Raw genomic sequence first — 21,457 nt, 5'->3', positions numbered from 1 at the left:
CGGAATTGCATGTATAATTATAGGGGTTTTATCTTTTATAATTAAATAGTTTATCAATAAAAGGAACACAACTTTAAAAAAGTAGTGTTCCTTTTATTTTTGTCACCTATCAGATTTACAATTTATTAAATAGCAAAGTAAAACAGGGAGCAAGCATAGAAAATTTCTTCTTCCTTTTTTTGGTGAGGATATGATTTGTAAAATTCGTTTCTGCAATTTCCTCGCCTTTCTATGTGTTAAGAAATGCTGCGACAGAACCATTTATATCATTTCTAATACCCGAAACCATTTTGGATTACCGAATACCTCACCTGTTGAAAGAATGGCAAAGTTTTTCACACCAACATCTATACCAACAGTGGAATCGGTCTTCGGTAATTCTTGTACTTCTGCTTCAGCAAGAATCGAGACAAAATATTTTCCACTTGGATTCCTTCTGACAGTAGCACTCAAAATTCGGCCTTCTACCTCACGACTTTTGACAAATTTGACAAGACCAAGTTTCGGTAACTTCAATTTATTATCTATAATCGCAATGTTTCCATTTGTATGTTTCGTTGTATAGGATTGGACTTTATTGTTTTTCGATTTAAACCGAGGAGCTTTGTTTTGTTTTTTGAAGAATCTTGCATACGATTCAGCGAGGTTGTGAAGAGAAGATTGAAGAGCGATACTGTCCACTTCTTTTAGCCATACAAATTCTTTTTTGAGAGTAGGTAATTGCGAAGAACAAGTGCCATAGGATAACCCTTTTCCTGTTTCTTTATATCTATCATTCCACTTTTCCAAAAAGTAGTTAAATACAAAACGTGAACAACCAATTGTTTTCGTAATAGCTATTTTTTGTTCTACACTAGGATAGATCCGAAACTGATACGCTCTATGGGTAAGCACCGTTTTTCACCTCACTTCCTTTTTTTATTTGTTTACAATCTTTTTCATGATATAGCAAAAAAATACTGATCGCGTATCATTTCTTCTTTTTTATCGAAAGTCCTCTGTCCCTTTCAAAAAAATATACAAATGAAAGAACTTTTACAATGAAACAATTTCGTAGATGTAAAAATGCCTCGGAGCTGCAACATTTTCTTTCTATAGGAACGAACTGATTACGATACCGGTACCTTATACTGATTCTTCACCAAGAAGAACCTTTAGGCTTTTGCCTAACCGCCATTCAGCTCCCACCTACTCATTGGACCATGTCCTACCCATTCCTTGAGGTGGGAGTTTTCTGTCGGGAAATGATAAAGAAAAAAGATTTGTGAAAGACTTTTGTAACATTTGCGAAAGAGAAATGAAAGACTTGTGAGATATTATGAAATCAATCTTACTAGTAGATGTTCAAACACGTATAGGAAATATGGAGGAAAACTAAGATGAAAAAATTAAAGCCAATACTTGGTGCAGTAAGTAGTTTAACTATGGCATTGACGATAACAGCCCCTGTTTTAGCTGAAACAAAGCCTGAACAAGACGGAAAAGTGGAAACCTTTAAAGAAGATACAAATTTAAAGGAAGGACAGAATATAATCTATGGTGATTCTGGAAAAAAGGGAGTCATGATTATGGAAGAGCCTCAGGAAAATAATGATTGGGACGAAGATGGTATTCCTAATGATGTGGAAGAAAAAGGATTTAAAATTGTATTTAATGAAAAGACAGGGAAAAATGAAGCCCAGTTATATGACCTAGTGCAAGACTTTGGGAAAAAGAGATTTATAACAAATCCTAAGAGTGCAAACTCAGATGGAGACCCTTTTACAGATAGCTATGAAGTGGAGCATTATGATAGTGATTCTGATATAGATTTTAACCCCATGATCGCGAATGTACCAAATCTGCAAATTGCTGTAAAACGTATCGATATTACTCCTGTTGCTAGTATTACAGATTCAAATGGTGAGTCCCGTACTAATACTTGGGAAAAAAGCTTATCTGTACAACATTCTTTTAATGTTGGTTTAGCTGGTGAAGGTGGTGCTGAAGGATCAGCAGCGGGTCCTGTACCATCGGGTAAGGGATCGATAAACGTGGGGTATGGTTATTCCAATACAAAAACAGAAACAGAAAGCATCTCTAATAGCTTTGACTGGTCGACAGCAACCACTGTTGATTCATCTAAAGCAGCAAATGTGAGACTTCATCTAGAATATAAAAATACGGGTACTGCATCTGCTGGAGATGTTTCACCGCACTTTAACATTCGATTAGGAAATAAAATTATTAATACTGTAAAGGCAACACAAGATCGTTATAAAGCCAACTTGTTAACTACAGCAAAAGGTGGAAACAATAAAACTGAAATTCTAATGGATAGTATAGAAGGTCAAGCGGATGTGAAAATTTCCCTAACACTGGATGAATTAAAAGCAGTAGAACAAGGGGCACCCCTTTCTATTGAAGTCTTGCCTACTAGTACGATGAATGTGTATACAATGAAAGATGGACAATTTGTAAATTTAGGAGATTGGTCGCATTTTGCATCAAATGTAAATGCTTCTACTACATTAGTAGAAACAAACTACGGTTCTATACCAAAATATAGAGTCTATACACCAAGAACGGGCAAGGAAAGGCCTGCTAACATTAATCATAATCTTTCACTAGACGAATTCTTTGCACATACTGGGATAGCTGATAAAGGTTGGGTAGCGAATTATGTAGTAAATGGTCGCCTAAACGAAGACCGAGTTCGTTATGGTCCGAGTCGGACTCTTTTAGAACGAGGTAAGAACCTTGGTTTCTTTGATAATCGTGCACTACAACCAACGCTATCATATAGCAGTTATGATTATAGCAAGAAAAAGATTTACGCATCGGTTATACCAGGGATATTTAATTTGGGTGAAGAAATATTTGTTACGGTTCGTAATAAAAAAGGTGAGAGCCAAAAGGTAACATTAGTTCGAAATCAGAATTCAAATGTGTATGAATCTAAAGAAAATGAACCTGTAGACATAGCAGTAAACCGTGCATCTCTTGGGGAATATCAGGCAAAGTTTGAACTCATTGATGCAAAAGACAATAAAACAGAAGTCTTCACGCCTCTTGTTTCAAATAAAAGCTATCTAGAAGCTATCGATAAATTAGTAGTAGATAATTCGGGAGAACCTATAGTAGAAGGAAAACAGTATTATTTGAAATCAGCTACTAACTTCGCTAACGGTGTAAACGAATCTTGGAGCGCTGGTACTTTAAGCCAATCAATTAATGGGAGATATGTACATTTTTCACTTAAGGGGAATAATTGGGATGGATTGAGACTCGGTCCTATCCAACAAGCAATACATGGACCAGACATTCAAGCAACACCAGTATTGATTGAAAGAAAAGGGAAATCTAAACCTGAAGAACCATTCAAAAAAGATGAAGAAGTATTTCTTAAGTTCACGAATAGTAGTCATAGTAATTATCAGTATTTAAACATTGGAAATGGTTATGACTATAGTTGGTTAGATACTGAACACAATAAATCTGCTATTAAATTAGACAAGCTTACTAATCAGAAGAACTTCTATATAAAATCTGATTCTAATTATATAACATCTAGAGAAAATCAGTGGACTAGTTCTGTTGCAGATAACGGTATTGCCCCGCTTGTGGGTGCTGGTGAGCGTGTTTTAAGATCTGAGCATACAACTTCACCGGGTAATTATCACCAATGGGAATTAGAAAGTATTAAGTAAAGAATGATGCTATATATGTACCCCCTATCCATATGGATGGGGGTATATATATGGGGTTATAAAGATATCAAATCTTTCTGTTGGAGATGTCAATCTTTTCGTTTCGGGTTATTTGAATTTATTAGCCTGATGGATATGTAGCGAAACCTAGGACGGTAATACTTAAAATAATATAAGTAGTATTACAATCTAAAATGAATGCATAAAAAAAGACACTCATAAGAGTGTCTTTTTTTAGCAACTGAATCCACCGCAACTACCACCATATCCCATAATAATTCCTCCTTTACGTAAAAGGGGGAATTAATCGTTTATATTTAGGTCATAGATGTTAAACTCAATAAAATCAAAGGTAGGAACATATTTGATATGTACAAAATGTTCCTACCTTTTTATTATGGGGTCTCGTCACATCGCCATCAACTTAAGAAAACAAGTTACACCCAAAAACAAATCCACCTCAAAATGAAAAAATGAGCTTTTTATTACAAGTTAGGACAAAATCTCATTCTGGGGGTACTATAAACTTCTAGCTTGATGGCAATGGGGTTGTATTGGGAAGATGAATATTTTGGTTTATATAGTCTGGATGATAGCTATGACTTAGCTAAAGATGGTGTTCATTTTGATTTAAGCGAAGTTATAAATACATATATTGAAACGTTAGGCGTTTACAGTAAGTATTTTAGGGGATTTGAAAAGCTGTATTTTAAAGTAATGAAAAATGAGTGGGTTAGATAAAAAGAATTGAAGAAAAATTATTTACTAAACAGCAAGGTTACTTAAAGCATGATGGAAATATATAATCAAGGGTGTATTCATAAACCGTTGTTTATATGAGTTTTCTTTATATGACAATGTAAGATAATTAAAATGTAGTTTTCAATAATCGCATAGTCAGAAGAGACAAGATAACATATAATGAGAAAGGATTTTAAAAAAGGTGAGGTGGAACTGTTTTATGAGTAATCCGAGTATAGGAGAGTCGGATATAGAATCGACATCAGAGGCAGTCATACAACTGAATATTCGAAGCGGATTACCCTATAGAAATAGTTACCGCTTCATGTGAATTTTGGAAAGATGACTTCCTCTATAAGTGAGGAGGTTTGTACAATGGTACAAAAAATTTGGAATCAAATTAAAGGATCAAAAAAAGAAGCTACGAAAATCCAAGGCTTTGATATTGACTTAAACCAAGAAAGCTTAACACGTATTGACCGACTTGTAGATCGTTACGAGTCAGAAATTCTTCGTCAACTTGATAGTGCATATATCCAACGAACAAAGTGGGCAGATCGACTAGCTGATAAAATTGCCCAATTTGGAGGTAGCTGGCGATTCATCACCTGGTTTGCATTGTTTCTTGGTGTCTGGATTATTTGGAATAGCCTGTCTATCACAAAAGGAGCACATTTTGATGCTCCGCCATTCATTTTATTGAACTTATGTTTATCTTTTATAGCAGCGTTTCAGGCTCCTGTTATTATGATGAGTCAGAACCGTCAAGCGGCGCGTGACAAGCACGAATCTGTCATTGATTTTGCGATTAATTATAAAGCAGAGCAAGAGATTGATGATATGCAAAGTCATCTTCACCGTATAGAAGGTGACTTAAAGGAAATTAAGGATTTATTGAAACAATTAAAGATCGACTAAATATAGTATCTTTAAAAATCAAAAAGCTAATCGTCTATCTAAAAAATATAAATAGACGATTAGCTTTTTTTATATTATTTGTTTGTATAAATTTTAAAAATAAACTCTTGATAACGAATGGTATCCATCAAGCTAAGATTTTGAAATATCTCCAAAACGAAAATTTTATATCCCTACGGTTATTTATGAGAATTCAATTCATTTTTTTTCGTTTTGGGGAAGAATGGATTTCTTAACTTGATGGGCATGTGGGGTCCCGACACATTGCCATCAAGCTAAGACTTTAAAGTACCCTCTAATATGAAATAATTCCTTATGATAATATTGAATGTAAACTTTTAAATATTAGTTTATATTCAAATCCCTGAAAACATTGACCCCTCACCAAATCCCCTAATATCCTCAAAATACATAACAAAAGTATGCATTCAAAACACAACAAATAAATAGGTTAGAGCATCGTGGACAAAAAAAGAAAAAGCTAGATCCCTGCTAGCTTTTTTACATAATTCCCGTTATTGGAAGTGAAAAATAAGCTTTCATTTAGGAAAAAGTAAGCCATACATTGAAATGTATATACTAGGAGAATTTCTATGTTTTATTTTGCTTATTTTTTTGCATATCGTAAACTTGGTTCAGAAATAATCATGTATTCTAAACTAGATATAAAAAGGAGGTTAACCATGGATCCTTTACTTATGGCTATTATAGGATTACCGCTAACAATTGTTATCTTAGTGATAATTGGCTTCTATAAATTATTTATTAAAAAGAAAAATATAACTTCTTTCTATACTCCATTCGATAATATTACCGGTCAAACAATTTCAGAATTTCACGAGGAACAGAAGGTTTTAGTAGCTGAAGATGAAGACGGGGATGGGAAAAAGAAAAAATAACAAAAAAACAATAGTCTTCCAGATCTTGTTTTTCAACATTCTAGTAAAAGAGCTAGTAATTTCACTCTTTTGTTTTAACGGTTTTACATTACTTTATGTTTTTATAATGAATGAGCAGGTCCTTTGAGAAATAATTAAAGAAAAACAACGTGCAGGGATAAAGTGAATGAAACGAAAAGGAGTTTACAGGGGAGAGATAGTTAAGGTTTTGTTGAATAAAAATGCGTTACAATAGTTTATTATTTAATAGAGGGTTTTGGAAAAAAACCTTTATTTTTCAATAATATTGAATTTATGTTTTTAGTTACTAATATAGTAATGGATTGTATTCGATTTGTATATAATAATCTACCAGAAAAAGTAATTGTATTTTTCAGATAAATGAATTATTATAAAATAAGCAATTTTACAATTTTATAATTGTAAAAAGGGAGGAAAATGAAGAGGCTTTTACGACTTAATAAAAAGTAAAGAACAACTTTTAAGTGCGCTAAAAATGATACTCGTCTCATCATTTTCAGACCAAAGAGGAATTAGGGTACAGCATCTTGCTTTAAAATGCGGCTATGAATCATCTAAGAGGGGGAAGTGAAGTGGCAAACAAAGAATTGAAACGAGGTTTAGAAGCACGTCATATTCAAATGATTGCTTTAGGCGGAACGATTGGTGTTGGTTTGTTTATGGGGTCAGCCAGCACGATTAAATGGACAGGTCCGTCAGTAATGCTTGCATATGCAATCGCTGGTATTTTTATCTTCTTCATTATGCGTGCCATGGGAGAAATGTTGTATATGGAGCCAAGTACAGGTTCATTTGCGACGTTCGGTCATAAGTATATACACCCGTTAGCAGGTTATATGACAGCGTGGAGTAACTGGTTCCAGTGGGTTATCGTTGGGATGTCAGAGATTATCGCGGTTGGAGCGTATATGCAATATTGGTTCCCAGATTTACCAGCTTGGATACCAGGTGTTATCGCAATGGTTATTCTTGGTGCAGCTAATTTAATTTCTGTTAAGTCATTTGGTGAATTTGAATTTTGGTTTGCGATGATTAAAATCGTTACGATTTTATTAATGATTATTGCGGGGTTCGGTCTTATTTTCTTCGGAATTGGTAACGGTGGAGAAGCAATCGGCATATCTAATCTTTGGGCAAACGGCGGTTTCTTTACAGGTGGTTTTTCAGGATTCTTCTTTGCACTATCACTTGTAGTTGGGGCATATCAAGGTGTGGAATTAATCGGGATTACTGCTGGTGAAGCGAAAGATCCGAAGAAGACACTTACAAGAGCAATTCAAAGCACAATTTGGCGTATATTAATTTTCTATATTGGTGCTATTTTCGTGATTGTAACGGTGTATCCTTGGGATCAATTAAGTTCAATTGGTAGTCCATTCGTCGCAACTTTTGCGAAGGTTGGTATTACGGCAGCAGCTGGACTTATTAACTTCGTTGTTATTACAGCGGCAATGTCTGGTTGTAATAGTGGTATTTATAGTGCTGGACGTATGCTTTATACGTTAGGTGTAAATGGACAAGCACCGAAATACTTTACGAAGATTTCTAGTAACGGTGTTCCTTTGTTCGGTACAGTTGGTGTAATTATCGGTTTAGCGGTTGGTGTTGTTTTAAGTTATATTGCACCAAAAAACTTATTCGTATATGTATATAGTGCGAGTGTCCTTCCTGGTATGGTACCATGGTTTGTTATTTTAATTAGTCAAATTCGTTTTAGAAAAGAAAAGGGAGCAGCGATGAAAGATCATCCATTCAAAATGCCATTTGCTCCTGTTACAAACTATTTAACGATTGCCTTTTTAATTATGGTGTTAATCGGTATGTGGTTTAACGATGATACTCGTATTTCACTAATTGTAGGTATTGTTTTCTTGGCTATTGTAACAATTAGTTTCTATGCTTTCGGAATAGGGAAGCGTGTACCGTTAGACGTTCAAAATGATCAAGAGATTTCAAGTAAATAGAGAGAATGAAAAAGATGCTGTCCAAAAAAAATTTGGGACAGCATCTTTTTATTATAAGAATATTAGAGTTGTCAGTTTTTGTCGGTAAATCGATATATACTGAAAATCGCCGATATAATTTTAATTACTGTCGTACTGTTTAAAAATGTGTTACATAATTAAAATTCCTCTAATACAATCTTCCCAATTGTACGTCCACTCTCAAGCAATGCATGTGCCTTTTTAAGGTTTTCTGCATTGATCGGTGTTAGCGTATCGTTTAAAGTTGTTTGAAGAATACCTTCATCTAATAGCTCGCTTACTTTATTTAAAAGTTCGTGCTGTGTAATCATATCACCAGTTTCATACATCGCTTTTGTAAACATAAACTCCCAAACGAATGTAGCACTTTTACTTTTTAAAATCCCCATCTCAAGAGGGTATTCATTTTCTACGATAGAGCAAATTTTTCCTTGTGGTTTAATGATATCACCCATCGCGTGCCAATGTTGATCTGTATTATTTAAGCAGAAGATATAATCTACATCTTTTAGCCCAAATTCTAATATTTGATCTTTTAAAGGTTGGTGATGGTTAACTATATAATCGGCACCGAATTTTTCAACCCAGTGAATGGTTTCACTGCGAGATGCGGTTGCGATTACATTCAGTCCAGCCCATTTTGCGAGTTGAATAGCAATTGAGCCAACACCACCAGCTCCCCCGATAATTAAAATATTTTTAAATGAATTCTCATCTTTCTTATTATAATCAATCCCTAAACGTTCAAACAAACCTTCCCACGCTGTAATAGCTGTTAAAGGAAGTGCTGCAGATTCAGCGTCAGTTAAAGTTTTTGGTTTTTTACCAACAATTCTTTCATCAACTAAATGGTATTCACTATATGTACCTTGTCTCGTAATGCTTCCAGCGTAAAATACTTCATCGCCTTCTTTAAATAATGTACAACCTTCGCCAGTTTGTACGACAATACCACTAGCATCCCAGCCGAGTATTTTCGGTGCGTCTTCTTTTTTATCTTTCGGTGAGCGAACTTTTGTATCAACTGGGTTAACGGAAATCGCGTTAACTTTAACGAGTATATCTCTTCCTGTAGCAACAGGTTTTTCAACTTCAACATCAATCAAACTGTTTTCTTCTTCAATAGGTAAGTATTCATGTAAACCAATTGCTTTCATTTCTATTCCCTCCATTAAAGTAAGAGTCTATTCTTTTTTATTATAGTGGGTAATGTGTCGTTATGTAAAAAAGTAGACTCCTTTTTATGCTGTCGTTTGTTTAGTTTTAAAATTCTGATAAATAATGCGCAATCGGTATAGAAAACAATGCGAGGTGAATGACTAGTGACAGCAAAACTAAGCAAAAGCGATTCTTTCATCGTAATGGCAATTATCATTATGTATTCGTTAATTGGTCACGTATTAAATTTAGATGTTTTAAAAGTTATGGCTATTCAACAAAATGGATTTAGCATTAGTTTTGTAGGAATTGCTATATGTTATATCACGGCTGTTTTATTGTTTTTTGTTATTCGGAAATTAAAAACTGATAAGTAATGCTGTAATGAAGAATTTGTGAACAACCTGAAAAAATAGTTGAAACAATGAAAGAAGAGAAGGAGTTTATTCCTAACAGGCGGAATGCTTTACTGTATTACTTTATCCCAAACTAAATGTAAAGGTGGATACATAATGACAGTAAAGAAGCTTTATTTCGTCCCAGCAGGTCGTTGTATGTTGGATCATTCGTCTGTTAACAGTACTTTAACTCCAGGGAAACTATTAGACTTGCCGGTTTGGTGTTATCTTTTGGAGACGGAAGAAGGGCCTATTTTAGTAGATACAGGTATGCCAGAAAGTGCGGTTAATAATGAAGGTCTTTTTAACGGTACATTTGTTGAAGGGCAGATTTTACCGAAAATGACTGAAGAAGATAGAATCGTGAATATTTTAAAACGTGCAGGGTATGTGCCAGAAGATCTTCTGTATATTATTAGTTCCCACTTGCATTTTGATCATGCGGGAGGAAATGGCGCTTTTACGAATACACCTATTATTGTACAGCGTGCTGAATATGAGGCGGCGCAGCATAGAGAAGAATATTTGAAAGAATGTATATTACCGAATTTAAACTACAAAATTATTGAAGGGGATTATGAAGTAGTACCAGGTGTTCAATTATTGTATACACCGGGACATTCGCCAGGGCATCAGTCACTATTAATTGAGACGGAAAAATCAGGTCCAGTATTACTAACGATTGATGCATCATATACGAAAGAAAACTTTGAAGATGAAGTACCGTTTGCTGGATTTGATCCGGAATTAGCTTTATCTTCAATAAAACGTTTAAAAGATGTTGTTGTGAAAGAGAACCCAATTATTTTCTTTGGGCATGATATAGAGCAGGAAAAGGACTGTAAAGTGTTCCCAGAGTATTTGTGATAATGCATAAAAAAGTCATGAGCTCGTTAGCTCATGACTTTTTTATATGCACTATTAAATGATTTTCTTGAATAAGCTATATACTTTTTTTGAATTGCCTTCATTTAATTGATAATAAGTAAGGTTTAAATCATCAGGAGTGTTTTGATGAGCAATCATCACTTCACTACTGTTGTTATCTACTATCCAAATTAAATATTGTTTATAAGTTCCATCTTGGAAAGTAATCCACATGTTACAATCTACTAAATCAGAGCCTTCTTCATCTAGCGTTAAATCGCCTTTTTTTGCTGTGTCCATACCTTTAATAAATGTTTTCAACTCATCTGTCTTTGTAAGAAAGATAGATTTTTTTGTTTTAATTGACTCTACGTGTATATCTTTTATTTCCTGTTTTCCTAAAAAAACAGGGGGCTCATTAGGATCTCTTTGGGTTGAAATAATAGTAGCTTTCTTCTTTGGTTTACTTGCTGTATAGAAATCTTGAATAGATTTTCCAGAGTTGAAAAACCATACGATTCCAAAAATAATCAATGCACTACCTAGCAGTAAAATGATTTTCTTAATAGGATATTCTCCTCTCTATTACTTCGTGTGAAGAGTTTTTCTATTAATATATGATAGGTAAGCGTAAAGTATTATAGTTGAACGTGGTTATGCTTCACAGTTTTTATAGGGCGATCAACGAGTAAATTGTAAGTGAGCCCTATTAATACGAAAATTCCACCGACAACTTTGCCCATTGAGAGTTCGTGTGACAAGAAGAAATCAATAATAGTCCCAGTAAACAGTTGTCCGATAAAGATGAGTAACGTTAAATAAAATGCTGATATTTTAGGAGTAATATAGTTTGATAATGAAATGACGATAACACCTACTAATCCACCTAAGTATACAACGATAGGAATCGACTGCAACGTATGACTAGAAATATACAATGAATCTGAACTGAAAATTAAAAATAACATAGAGAAAAATAATCCAGTAATATAATTGAAAAATGTACCTTCCCAATTTCCAATTTTCTTTGCTAAATTCGCGTTAATAATTCTAGCAACAACGATAGAAACACCAGCTAAAATAGCGATACAAATATATAACATTTTCTTACCCCCATTAATAAATTGTCATGATTATAATTCCAGAAGAGATAAATAATAATCCAATTAGTTTTTTCTTTTCAAACTTCGAGACTTTCATTCCTAATAAACCGAAATGATCAATAACTATTGAAGCAATGGATTGACCGAGTAAACTTAATGCGATGGTAATAGAGGCACCAAGGACGGAGAAACTTATGTTGTTAAAAAGAACAGTGAATACTCCAATCGCTCCAGCGCTATATAAAAAAAGTGGAATGCCTTTATCAAAATGGATTTTATTTTTGTTAATGATTAAAACAAAAATAACTGCTATTAAACCGACAAGGTGAATGACAACACTCGCTGTATAATTACCGATTATTTCAGATAAAATCCCGTTCAATGGGAGCATAATGGCAATGAGCACACCAATAAAGACAGAAAGAAAGTTATACAATGTAATATCCCCTTTAAATTTCGTATTTGTAATGACTGTATCACGCTGAAATTGTGTATTACTATGACATATGTCATAGTGGAAGAAGAAAATTTTGATTACAATAGGGAGTAGTTGTAAAGGCGGGGGAATATGAAGAAAGTATGTAATTCTAATAAATTAGCAGAGTATATGAAGCGAAATAATATTGATTCATTTTTTAGTAGTGATATGAAGCCGTATATGGAACTTATATTTTTTAAAAAGAATGAGTTCATTTGCAGGGAAAATGAGGAGATAGACTATTTATATTTTTTTGTTGAAGGAAAAGCAAAAGCATTTAACACATTAAGTAACGGGAAATCTGTATTACTATGTTTTTATGATAGTTTGCAGTTACTAGGAGATGTTGAGTTAATTCACTCTCAAAGAATTACTTCAAACGTACAAGTAATGGCAGATTCTTATTGTGTTGGCCTACCTTTAGGAAAAGTGAGAAACCAATTATTTCATGATGCGAAATTTTTAAGATGTATTTGTGGATCATTAGCTCACAAATTAAATAGACTTTCAAAAAATAGTACAATTAATTTACTATATCCACTTGAAAATCGACTTGCGAGTTACATGTTAGCAGCAGGGGAAAGAGCGGTTCAGCACGGAAACAGAATTGTATTTAGTGGGAATTTAACGGAAACAGCTGAATTGTTAGGAACGAGTTATCGGCATTTATTACGCACATTGAATACGTTTTGTGATAAAGAGATTATAAAGAAAAATAATGGTTGCTTTGAAGTGATGAATGTAGATGTTTTGAGGGAATTGGCGGCGGATGTTTATAAATAAGCAGAGGGATAAATAATATATTAAAGTGGGGATTTAGATGAAAATAGCTATAATTTCAGATGTTCATGGAAATAGTCACGCTTTAAAAGCGGTATTAAAAGATATTGCACGTCGCAAGGTCGAAATGATAATAAATTTAGGTGATAGTGTGTATGGGCCGTTAGATCCGTTAGGGACAATTGAAATATTAATGAGTAGCGAGATGATACATATTAAGGGCAATTGTGATCGCATGCTTTGGGAACCTATACAAGAGCAATCTACTACACTAACTTTTGTTCAAAATCAATTAACAAATAATCATATAGATTGGTTAAAACAACATCCTTCACAATTTATTGTAGACGATATTTTATTTTGTCATGGTACACCGATTTCAGATGAGGTGTATTTATTAGAAGAGATAGGTGAAAATGGTGCGGTATTAAAGAATGAAAAAATTATAATGGATCAACTCCAAAATATTGAACAAAAAATAATAATATGTGGCCATACGCATATTCCTAGAGTTGTTTATTTAACAAATGGAAAGGTCATTATAAATCCGGGGAGTGTAGGACTTCCGGCATACAAAGATGAGCTACCGGTTGTGCATAAAATGGAATCGGGAACACCGCATGCAAAATATGTAGTGATAGAAAAAATGTTGGGAGAATGGATAATTGAACAAATTTCAGTACCTTATAATTGGGAAGGAGCTGCTCGAGTAGCTGTTCAACAGGAAAGGCATGATTGGGCTAGAGCTTTAAGGACTGGGAAGGTAGAATGAAGGGGGAGTTTACTTTATAGTGAGCTGCTCTTTTTATTTTTGGATAAATATTGAATTATATAAAAATAAAATGTTATGATTACGGAAACACATGAATATATGAACATGTATTCATGTGTTTGTGAGAAGGAGGGATTGGAGTGAAAGATATAATTATCGTTGGAGCTGGTCAAGCTGGATTAGCAATGGGATACTATTTGAGGCAGGAAGGATATAATTTTTTATTAATTGAGGTGGGAAACCGGATTGGTGACTCATGGAAAGAACGCTATGAATCACTACAACTTTTTACACCAAGGATATATAGTAGCTTGCCAGGTATGGTATTAATAGGAGAGGAAAACGGGTTTCCATATAAAGATGAGATTGCAAATTATTTAGAAGAATATGCAAGGCATTTTCAATTACCCGTACAATTGCAAACTGAAGTTTTAAAAATAAGGACAGAGAAAGAAATATTTGAATTACACACTCCTACAGAAATTTTACAATCGAAAAAAGTTATTATCGCATCAGGTGGTTTTCAACAACCATTCATCCCCTCATTTTCACAACATCTTTCATCACAAATTTTTCAAATACATTCATCACAATACAAGTCACCATCGCAAGTTCCAAAGGGAAAGGCACTTGTAGTAGGTGGTGGGAATTCAGGAATGCAAATAGCAGTAGAACTTGCAAAAACTCATGAAGTTACAATGGCTATCAGTCATCCTTTAACGTTTTTACCGTTACAACTATTAGGAAAAAGTATTTTTTATTGGCTAGAAAAAACGGGTTTATTGTATGCCGAAATAAATACAAAGAGGGGAAGGTGGTTTCAGGGGAAAAAGGACCCCATTTTTGGTTTTGAAGGTAAGGAACTTATTCGTAATGGAGCAATAAAAATACAAGAAAAAGTGGTAAGTGCATCAGGAAATAATATTACGTTTCAAAATGGTGACACGTATAGTGCACAAAGTATTATATGGTCAACTGGTTTTGCTCAAGATTATAAATGGATTGAAATAGAAAATGCAGTGAATGAGAATGGATTTCCTAATCATGTAAAGGGAATAAGTCCAGTAAGAGGATTGTATTATATCGGTTTACCGTGGCAATCTCAAAGGGGGTCTGCGCTTATTTGTGGCGTAGGAAAGGATGCGGCGTATTTGCTTTCTGAAATCAAAAAAATAGATCAGTAGCAGCAACTACTGATCATCCATATGTACATGAATTAGGAGAGGTCAATCATTTATTAGCCTTATTATAATAGATTTTTACGGAATAAAAAACTGAAAATTCATATTTTCATGTTGAGAAAGTTTTTTGTATCGAAATATAAAAAAATGGAGATTTTCATTGAAAGAAAATATGATATTTATATTTTAGTAAATTATGATATAGTCTATACAAGGGTTATTTCCTAAAATTTGATTTTTTACATAGTAATTATATTTCGGAATAGAAAGGGGAAGTGATTGTGAAGTTTGATGATCAACGCCTATTAGGAGTACGATTGGGTTCTGTACTCGTAACAGAAGAAAATCAATATTTAATAATTAAGAAAAAAGATCATTATGCACTATTGAATATACATAATTTAGAATGTACACATGTCGAAGTGCAGTTAGAACATATTGAAGAACTGTTGCATGAAGATTTCCAAGAAAGTATAACGGAAATTATCGCGCCGGAACATATAAAAATTGTTGCGAAAAATGTTATATAAAGAAAGAGGCTGGGGATCAGCTTCTTTCTTTATATATGTCTAATTCATTATAAAGATAGCATTTTTAAAACTTCACCAATGACGCCCTCCATTTGATGAACACCTAAGTCTGTATTTGTCATAATAACAGCCCCATTACCTCTATAAGGATAACAAACCATCATACATTGGAATCCAACGCCCCAGCCAAGTGAATAAATTTGTAAGTCTTCATTAGAATCATCTAGAAAAACACCTAACCCAGTCCATTTTGAGCAGCCTTGAGGAGAAATCATGTCCTGTACTGTTTTTTGAGAAAGTTTTAGTTTTCCATTTTCTTGCAAGGAATGAATGAGTTCGATTACTAAAGTTGATAAATCGGATGGTGTTGTCCAAATTCCTGAAGCAGCTGCGAATGGATAAAATGGATACTTTTCATTTGTTACAGTTCCATCCTTATTATGTCCGCAAGCGAAAGCGTTGGTTTTATCTATGTCCTCGGGAGAGAAGAGTGTACTATTTTTCATTTGTAGTGGCTGGAAGATAAATTCTTCTAGTAACTGACTAAATGATTTTCCTGTAATATCTTCTAGTAGTTGTTCGATTATACAAAAGTTTGCGTCTGAGTAGTGAAATTCACTTTCTGGTTTATAAGTTGCTTCAATAGGTACTGGGCAATATAATGTATCACCGGCAAGGAGTTCGGACATTTTAGGTAGTCCTTTTGCGAGTGTATAATGTTCAAAACTATTAGGAGGATCAGTAATTCCAGATTGATGACTTAATAAATTTCGTAAAGTGATTTTTTTCTTTGAAGTAAATAGATTGGTAGGGATATTCCAAGATGTGAGTCTATCATTTACGTCTTCATCTAAATGTACGATTTCTTGATCTGACAATGTTAGTACGAGCATTGCGATGATGAATTTGCTAATAGAACAAGAATTGAGGATGGAATTTGTAGTAATATTTCTAGTTGTTCCAGATTCAAGTGTTCCGAAGGCTGTCGCTTCGTCTAGTTTGCCATCACGTATAACAGCAAGGCTTAAACCGGCAACAGAATATTGTTTCATTTGCTCGTATATATTTCTACTTAATAAGTTCATAGTATCTCCCTTCTAATAAAACGGAATATTAACTTTATTATACACTAGTAAATAAAGAGAAGTGTTGTGAATGGAATAAAAAGGTGAGTTTTAATAGAAGGAGAGAATAATAGAAAAGATAGAAGTATCCACATATAAAATGGGAGGAGATCGAATATGAATATTTCGGAGTTCCAGCAATATGTATTAGGTTTTAGTAAAGAAAAAGGGTTTCAAGATACAACAATCGAAGAGCGTACGATGTATGCAATGGCGGAATTAGGTGAATTAACAGAAGTTATATTAAAGCGTGATAAAATACAAGATCCGAAAAGAGAAATCGGTTTAGAAATGTTTGATGTAATTTGGAATGTATGTGATTTAGCTAATAAATTAGAAATTGATTTAGAGAAGGCGTTTGAAGAAAAAATGATGATTAATAAAGAGCGTGAATGGTAAGTGGAATTTTAATGTTTAAAGATGGGGGATACGAATGAAAAAGAAATTTATTATAGGAGGGGCTCTTACCTTAATAAGTGTAATAGGTGTTGTCGCTTACTTAGTTTTTCAAGGTATATTCATTCCGAATCAATTAAGTGCGGATAAGTATGAGGTAAAAGGTGTAGATGTCGCATCTTATCAAGGAGAGATAGATTGGAGAGAGTTAGAAAAACAGAATATGAAGTTTGCGTTTATAAAGGCTACTGAAGGGAGCTCATTTGTGGATGAGTACTTTTCGGAAAATTGGACTAATGCGGATAAGACAAATATACGTATAGGAGCGTATCATTTTTTTAGTTTTGATAGTAAGGGTGAAATGCAAGCAGAGCAATACATAAGAACTGTTCCAAAACATGAACGAGCATTGCCACCAGTTATAGATGTTGAGTTTTACGGTGATAAAAAAGGCAACCCTCCTAAGCGTGAAGATGTTACGAAAGAGTTGACGGTAATGATAAAAATGTTAGAAAAATATTATGATAAGAACGTGATATTGTATGCAACTCAAGAGGCGTATGATTTGTACATAAAAGATGCGTATCCTGAATGTGATATATGGATTCGTAGTGTTCTTACAAAGCCGAGTTTATCTGATGAGAGAAAATGGACGTTTTGGCAATACACGAACCGTGGAAGATTAAGAGGGTATAATGGGAAAGAAAAATACATTGACCTGAATGTATTTTACGGGAATGAGGAAGAGTTTGAACGATACGGGAAATCATATTGAAGGGGATGGAGAGAATGAAGAAGAACACGTTATTAAAAGTAGGACTATGTGTCAGTTTACTAGGAGCAAGTCAATTTGCTACTGCAATATCCCCAGTACAAGCAGAATAAAAGGTGAAACAGAAAGTAATAAAAAATGAGGCAGGAACAATTTCAATTTCTCAGCTAAACAAACATGTATGGGTTCATACTGAGTTAGGTTATTTTAACAGAGTTGCAGTTCCTTCACATGGTTTAGTCTTACATACTTCTAAGGGTTTAGTGCTTGTAGACTCTTCTTGGGATGATAAGTTAACGAAAGAATTAATAGGGATGGTAGAAGAGAAGTTTCAAAAGCGAGTAACTGATGTCATTATTACACATGCACATGCAGATCGAATTGGCGGAATTAAAGCACATAGTACGGCTTTAACTGCTGAACTAGCAAAGAAAAGTGGGTATGAAGAGCCGCTTGGAGACTTACAAACGATTACGAATATGAAGTTTGGAAATATAAAAGTAGAAACAATTTATCCAGGGAAAGGGCATACAGAAGATAATATTGTCGTATGGCTGCCATAATATAATATTTTAGCTGGAGGTTGTTTAGTAAAATCAGCTGATTCGAAAGATTTAGGAAATGTTGCTGATGCGTATGTAAATGAGTGGTCTACATCAATTGAAAATGTGTTGAAACGATATGAAAATATGAAATTAGTAGTACCTGATCACGGTGATGTAGGTGACAAAGGATTGCTTTTACATACACTGGATTTATTAATGCTAGGAAAGGATTAACACATTTGTATTCCTTAAAAGAATTTCGATATATTATGCAAGTAAATGCTCATGTGCAGGCATTAATTTAAGTTTACAGCAAAAATATTATGTTAACAATGAAAAGTGTCACAAATTTTTATATATTATTGTGATTGATATCACATCCCTTTTTCTCAATGAATATTATGCTTAGTTTGTAATGAGTGATTGGGAAAGGGGGGGATGAAATGTTTTGCTATCAATGTGAACAAACGCCAACAGGCGGATGTAAAGTAATGGGTGTTTGCGGTAAGAATGAAACAATTGCAAGTTTACAAGATACGATTGTATTTGGGTTAAAAGGAATTGCTGCTTATCGTACCCATGCTGCTCAGCTAGGGTATACAGATGCATTTGTTGATGCTACAACGCAAGAAGCGTTATATATGACATTAACAAATTCTAACTTTAATGAACAAGAACATATTGATATGGCTATGAAAGTAGGGAAATCAGCTTTACGGGTGATGGAGTTATTAGATGAGGCACATACGAATCATTTTGGTGTTCCAGAACCTGTTCAAATTACACAAAATCATGTAGAAGGTAAGGCAATTGTTGTTACTGGTCATAATTTATTTGCATTAGAGGAATTATTAAAGCAAACAGAAGGCAAAGAAATTAATATTTATACGCATTCTGAAATGCTACCAGCACACGGTTATCCAAGGCTGAAAAAATATAAACATTTAAAAGGAAATATTGGTAAGGCATGGTATGATCAAAGACGCCTTTTCGAAAAATTCACTGGTGCCATATTGGCTACAACGAACTGTGTTATGCCGATTAAAGGATCGTATTCTGATCGATTCTTTTCATATGATATTGCAGGCTTAGAGGGCGTACAGAAAATTGAAAATGATGATTTTGCACCATTGATTCAAAAAGCGCTAGAACTTCCAGAAGTACATATGGAGTCGGATGAACAGTTAGTGACGGGTTTTCATCACGATACAGTATTATCATTAGCTCCAGAAATTATTGAGGCAGTAAAGGAAGGGAAAATAAAGCGTTTCTTTGTTATCGCCGGTTGCGATGCGCCGGGAAAAGGCGGAGAATATTATCGTGAATTAGCAACGTCACTTCCGCCAGAAACCGTTATTTTAACAACTTCTTGCGGGAAATTCCGCTTTAATGATGTAAATTATGGTGTTGTACCTGGTACGGAGATTCCACGTTACATTGATTTAGGACAATGCAATAATTCAATTTCTACAGTGAAAATAGCAGCTGCTTTAGCAGATGCCTTCCAATGTGAAGTGAATGAATTGCCAGTGAGTATTGTTCTATCATGGTTTGAACAAAAAGCGGTTGCCATTTTACTTGGGCTATTTAGTCTTGGGATTCAAGATATTCGCATTGGTCCAAAGGCCCCTGAATTTATTTCACCTGGTGTGCTTGATGTATTACAAGAAACATTTGGTTTAAAACTAATTACAACTGCAGCAGAAGATATGAATATGATGTTATCGTAACAAAAAGGATGTCCTATATTTAGAGGTGACTGTATAAAGAGTTTGTATGTATTCGAAAACTTATGTATTACATTCGTAGGTGCATTAGTAGAGGAACACAAAAATAATCTATCTTATTAATAAAGGGAATCTGCTACATCCATCAGCTTCAGAATTTTATAACACTCCCCAAACGAGAAAGTGCACATTTTCTCGTTTGGGGATATTTGCTTTTCTAACCTTGATAAGTATGTGGTGAGACCTCTTCATAAAGAAAATCGTCTTTATCCAATGGGGATATAGCTGATTTTTAAATTTTTTTTAAAATCCAGTTGACATTCTCTCTACTTAGTCATACAATGTACTTGTAATAAGTAATACTGAATAGTACGGTTTCTCAAAAGCTATTCAGTAAAAATTCGCCTTAGTACTCTGTGATACTGAATATAAGTCAGACAGAATAGGGGGTAGAGGAGGATCAGAATATGGAAAATTTAACTGAAATGCTGAAAGGTTCGCTGGAAGGTTGTGTGTTGGAAATCATCAGTCGCCGTGAAACTTATGGCTATGAGATTACACGTCACCTGAATGATCTTGGATTTACCGAAGTCGTGGAAGGAACTGTGTATACCATCCTCGTACGATTAGAGAAGAAAAAGCTTGTGAATATTGAAAAGAAACCGTCAGATATGGGGCCACCTCGTAAGTTTTATTCACTTAATGATGCTGGCCGCCAGGAGCTTGAATTGTTTTGGGAAAAATGGGATTTTGTATCATCAAAAATTAACGTCTTGAAGTCAAACTAGCTTCATAAGATAAGTTATTGCATCTAATGTTTTTGGAGTTTCTTGTTCTGCTTTATAAAAAAGGAGGAAAAACAATATGATGGAAATGTTCAAAAAATTAATTGGTGATAAAAAAGAGTACAAAATGATGATGGCACGAGTTGGGGCTCTGCCAGAGGACTACCAGTTTGTGTTTAAGAAAATTCAAAACTACATGTGGAATTTCTCGGCGGGCAACGGGATGGATATGCTACACATACAGTATGAATTAATCGATTTGTTCGAAGCCGGTGCGGCGGAAGGCAGACAAGTGCTTGAAATCACTGGGGAGGACGTGGCATCTTTTGCTGACGAACTAGTGGCAAATGCTAAAACTTATGTCTCCAAGTATCGTGAAGATTTGAATCAAAGTATCATGAAACAATTAAGAAAAAAATAAATGCAATAGGTAATACCGACTGATTAGCTGGTTACAAATGTGAATTGCCGCCATCGCTATTCAGTTATATTTTTAAACTGGTACTAAGTAATACAGATTATCAGTAATACTAAATAGATGGTGTAGGCAGTCTAGTTTTGCAAAACATTTTTTATAAGGAGGAAAAA

At 34.2% G+C, this 21,457-nt stretch carries 20 protein-coding genes and 3 pseudogenes; 17 read left to right on the top strand and 6 right to left on the bottom strand.

The genetic code is table 11. The features are described from left to right. Positions 1-270: 270 nt before the first annotated feature. Positions 271-894, bottom strand: a pseudogene (locus tag ACTFQM_RS12540) (RNA-guided endonuclease TnpB family protein); the annotation flags it as partial. Positions 895-1,379: 485 nt separating this feature from the next. On the opposite strand from ACTFQM_RS12540, the gene ACTFQM_RS12535 reads away from it, so the two are divergent. From ACTFQM_RS12535 to ACTFQM_RS12515, 5 genes and pseudogenes are all read left to right on the top strand, one after another. Further along, the gene (locus ACTFQM_RS12535; protein ID WP_440034578.1) at positions 1,380-3,689 is read left to right on the top strand and encodes a binary toxin-like calcium binding domain-containing protein; all 2,310 of its coding nucleotides are present in this window, start codon (positions 1,380-1,382) and stop codon (positions 3,687-3,689) included. Positions 3,690-4,241: 552 nt separating this feature from the next. Then, positions 4,242-4,430 (top strand): annotated as a pseudogene (locus ACTFQM_RS12530) (protein kinase); the annotation flags it as partial. A gap of 375 nt (positions 4,431-4,805) precedes the next feature. Next, the gene (locus ACTFQM_RS12525) at positions 4,806-5,348 is read left to right on the top strand and encodes a DUF1003 domain-containing protein (protein WP_265623632.1); all 543 of its coding nucleotides are present in this window, start codon (positions 4,806-4,808) and stop codon (positions 5,346-5,348) included. 683 nt (positions 5,349-6,031) lie between these two features. Beyond that, entirely contained in the window at positions 6,032-6,247 is a 216-nt protein-coding gene (locus ACTFQM_RS12520) for a DUF3951 domain-containing protein (RefSeq protein ID WP_440034576.1), read from the top strand. Between the two features lie 593 nt (positions 6,248-6,840). Next, positions 6,841-8,232 (top strand): amino acid permease, encoded by a 1,392-nt coding sequence (locus ACTFQM_RS12515; RefSeq protein ID WP_440034574.1) that lies wholly within the window; start codon positions 6,841-6,843, stop codon positions 8,230-8,232. A gap of 158 nt (positions 8,233-8,390) precedes the next feature. On the opposite strand, the gene ACTFQM_RS12510 is transcribed toward ACTFQM_RS12515, so the two are convergent. Next, complete coding sequence (locus ACTFQM_RS12510) at positions 8,391-9,410, bottom strand: zinc-binding alcohol dehydrogenase family protein (protein ID WP_440034572.1); 1,020 nt, start codon at positions 9,408-9,410, stop codon at positions 8,391-8,393. Between the two features lie 165 nt (positions 9,411-9,575). Here ACTFQM_RS12510 and ACTFQM_RS12505 point away from each other — a divergent pair, with 165 nt between their 5' ends. Next, a complete protein-coding gene (locus ACTFQM_RS12505) occupies positions 9,576-9,788 on the top strand; it encodes a hypothetical protein (RefSeq protein WP_440034571.1) in 213 nt (70 codons plus the stop codon). 135 nt (positions 9,789-9,923) lie between these two features. Beyond that, on the top strand, positions 9,924-10,676 hold the full coding sequence (aiiA, locus tag ACTFQM_RS12500) for a quorum-quenching N-acyl homoserine lactonase AiiA (RefSeq protein WP_440034570.1): 753 nt from the start codon (positions 9,924-9,926) through the stop codon (positions 10,674-10,676). A 54-nt stretch (positions 10,677-10,730) separates the two neighbouring features. Here aiiA and ACTFQM_RS12495 read toward each other — a convergent pair whose 3' ends face one another. The 3 genes from ACTFQM_RS12495 to ACTFQM_RS12485 form a co-directional block, all read right to left on the bottom strand. Further along, on the bottom strand, positions 10,731-11,210 hold the full coding sequence (locus ACTFQM_RS12495; RefSeq protein ID WP_440034568.1) for a hypothetical protein: 480 nt from the start codon (positions 11,208-11,210) through the stop codon (positions 10,731-10,733). A gap of 104 nt (positions 11,211-11,314) precedes the next feature. Continuing rightward, positions 11,315-11,779, bottom strand: coding sequence for a DMT family transporter (locus ACTFQM_RS12490; RefSeq protein WP_440034567.1), 465 nt, complete (start codon positions 11,777-11,779; stop codon positions 11,315-11,317). Between the two features lie 13 nt (positions 11,780-11,792). Beyond that, on the bottom strand, positions 11,793-12,215 hold the full coding sequence (locus tag ACTFQM_RS12485) for a DMT family transporter (RefSeq protein ID WP_440034565.1): 423 nt from the start codon (positions 12,213-12,215) through the stop codon (positions 11,793-11,795). A gap of 132 nt (positions 12,216-12,347) precedes the next feature. Here ACTFQM_RS12485 and yeiL point away from each other — a divergent pair, with 132 nt between their 5' ends. From yeiL to ACTFQM_RS12465, 4 genes are all read left to right on the top strand, one after another. Then, positions 12,348-13,040: a transcriptional regulator YeiL gene (gene yeiL / locus ACTFQM_RS12480; RefSeq protein ID WP_440034564.1), complete on the top strand. Its 693-nt coding sequence runs from the start codon at positions 12,348-12,350 to the stop codon at positions 13,038-13,040. Between the two features lie 37 nt (positions 13,041-13,077). Continuing rightward, the gene (locus tag ACTFQM_RS12475) at positions 13,078-13,809 is read left to right on the top strand and encodes a metallophosphoesterase family protein (protein WP_440034562.1); all 732 of its coding nucleotides are present in this window, start codon (positions 13,078-13,080) and stop codon (positions 13,807-13,809) included. A 140-nt stretch (positions 13,810-13,949) separates the two neighbouring features. Next, positions 13,950-14,993, top strand: a complete 1,044-nt coding sequence (locus tag ACTFQM_RS12470) for a flavin-containing monooxygenase (protein ID WP_440034560.1) — start codon at positions 13,950-13,952, stop codon at positions 14,991-14,993. Positions 14,994-15,271: 278 nt separating this feature from the next. Continuing rightward, positions 15,272-15,520, top strand: a complete 249-nt coding sequence (locus ACTFQM_RS12465) for a hypothetical protein (RefSeq protein WP_427288146.1) — start codon at positions 15,272-15,274, stop codon at positions 15,518-15,520. A gap of 47 nt (positions 15,521-15,567) precedes the next feature. On the opposite strand, the gene ACTFQM_RS12460 is transcribed toward ACTFQM_RS12465, so the two are convergent. Continuing rightward, the gene (locus ACTFQM_RS12460) at positions 15,568-16,605 is read right to left on the bottom strand and encodes a serine hydrolase domain-containing protein (RefSeq protein WP_440034558.1); all 1,038 of its coding nucleotides are present in this window, start codon (positions 16,603-16,605) and stop codon (positions 15,568-15,570) included. 156 nt (positions 16,606-16,761) lie between these two features. Between ACTFQM_RS12460 and ACTFQM_RS12455 the strand changes: the two genes are divergently transcribed. The 6 genes and pseudogenes from ACTFQM_RS12455 (at position 16,762) to ACTFQM_RS12430 (ending at position 21,290) form a co-directional block, all read left to right on the top strand. Then, complete coding sequence (locus ACTFQM_RS12455; protein WP_440034556.1) at positions 16,762-17,043, top strand: MazG nucleotide pyrophosphohydrolase domain-containing protein; 282 nt, start codon at positions 16,762-16,764, stop codon at positions 17,041-17,043. A 34-nt stretch (positions 17,044-17,077) separates the two neighbouring features. After that, complete coding sequence (locus ACTFQM_RS12450) at positions 17,078-17,815, top strand: glycoside hydrolase family 25 protein (RefSeq protein WP_440034554.1); 738 nt, start codon at positions 17,078-17,080, stop codon at positions 17,813-17,815. 14 nt (positions 17,816-17,829) lie between these two features. Beyond that, positions 17,830-18,591: pseudogene (gene bla / locus ACTFQM_RS12445) on the top strand (subclass B1 metallo-beta-lactamase). A 209-nt stretch (positions 18,592-18,800) separates the two neighbouring features. Continuing rightward, on the top strand, positions 18,801-20,087 hold the full coding sequence (hcp, locus tag ACTFQM_RS12440; RefSeq protein ID WP_440034553.1) for a hydroxylamine reductase: 1,287 nt from the start codon (positions 18,801-18,803) through the stop codon (positions 20,085-20,087). A gap of 464 nt (positions 20,088-20,551) precedes the next feature. Next, a complete protein-coding gene (locus ACTFQM_RS12435; protein WP_000429482.1) occupies positions 20,552-20,872 on the top strand; it encodes a PadR family transcriptional regulator in 321 nt (106 codons plus the stop codon). 76 nt (positions 20,873-20,948) lie between these two features. After that, positions 20,949-21,290 (top strand): DUF1048 domain-containing protein, encoded by a 342-nt coding sequence (locus ACTFQM_RS12430; protein WP_178939428.1) that lies wholly within the window; start codon positions 20,949-20,951, stop codon positions 21,288-21,290. The last annotated feature ends 167 nt before the right edge of the window (positions 21,291-21,457 follow it).

The organism is Bacillus cereus group sp. MYBK30-2 (assembly GCF_051915945.1).
Classification (GTDB): Bacteria; Bacillota; Bacilli; order Bacillales; family Bacillaceae_G; genus Bacillus_A; species Bacillus_A paramycoides.
Note: the sequence above shows the minus strand (reverse complement) of the source record. Positions and strands in the feature narration are given on the sequence as shown.

Coding starts and splice junctions, on each gene's coding strand:
- ACTFQM_RS12490 (WP_440034567.1), bottom strand. CDS start 11,779: ATGTTATATATTTGTATCGCTATTTTAGCTGGTGTTTCTATCGTTGTT.
- yeiL (WP_440034564.1), top strand. CDS start 12,348: ATGAAGAAAGTATGTAATTCTAATAAATTAGCAGAGTATATGAAGCGA.
- hcp (WP_440034553.1), top strand. CDS start 18,801: ATGTTTTGCTATCAATGTGAACAAACGCCAACAGGCGGATGTAAAGTA.
- ACTFQM_RS12460 (WP_440034558.1), bottom strand. CDS start 16,605: ATGAACTTATTAAGTAGAAATATATACGAGCAAATGAAACAATATTCT.
- aiiA (WP_440034570.1), top strand. CDS start 9,924: ATGACAGTAAAGAAGCTTTATTTCGTCCCAGCAGGTCGTTGTATGTTG.
- ACTFQM_RS12450 (WP_440034554.1), top strand. CDS start 17,078: ATGAAAAAGAAATTTATTATAGGAGGGGCTCTTACCTTAATAAGTGTA.
- ACTFQM_RS12535 (WP_440034578.1), top strand. CDS start 1,380: ATGAAAAAATTAAAGCCAATACTTGGTGCAGTAAGTAGTTTAACTATG.
- ACTFQM_RS12455 (WP_440034556.1), top strand. CDS start 16,762: ATGAATATTTCGGAGTTCCAGCAATATGTATTAGGTTTTAGTAAAGAA.
- ACTFQM_RS12475 (WP_440034562.1), top strand. CDS start 13,078: ATGAAAATAGCTATAATTTCAGATGTTCATGGAAATAGTCACGCTTTA.
- ACTFQM_RS12510 (WP_440034572.1), bottom strand. CDS start 9,410: ATGAAAGCAATTGGTTTACATGAATACTTACCTATTGAAGAAGAAAAC.
- ACTFQM_RS12520 (WP_440034576.1), top strand. CDS start 6,032: ATGGATCCTTTACTTATGGCTATTATAGGATTACCGCTAACAATTGTT.
- ACTFQM_RS12525 (WP_265623632.1), top strand. CDS start 4,806: ATGGTACAAAAAATTTGGAATCAAATTAAAGGATCAAAAAAAGAAGCT.
- ACTFQM_RS12430 (WP_178939428.1), top strand. CDS start 20,949: ATGATGGAAATGTTCAAAAAATTAATTGGTGATAAAAAAGAGTACAAA.
- ACTFQM_RS12435 (WP_000429482.1), top strand. CDS start 20,552: ATGGAAAATTTAACTGAAATGCTGAAAGGTTCGCTGGAAGGTTGTGTG.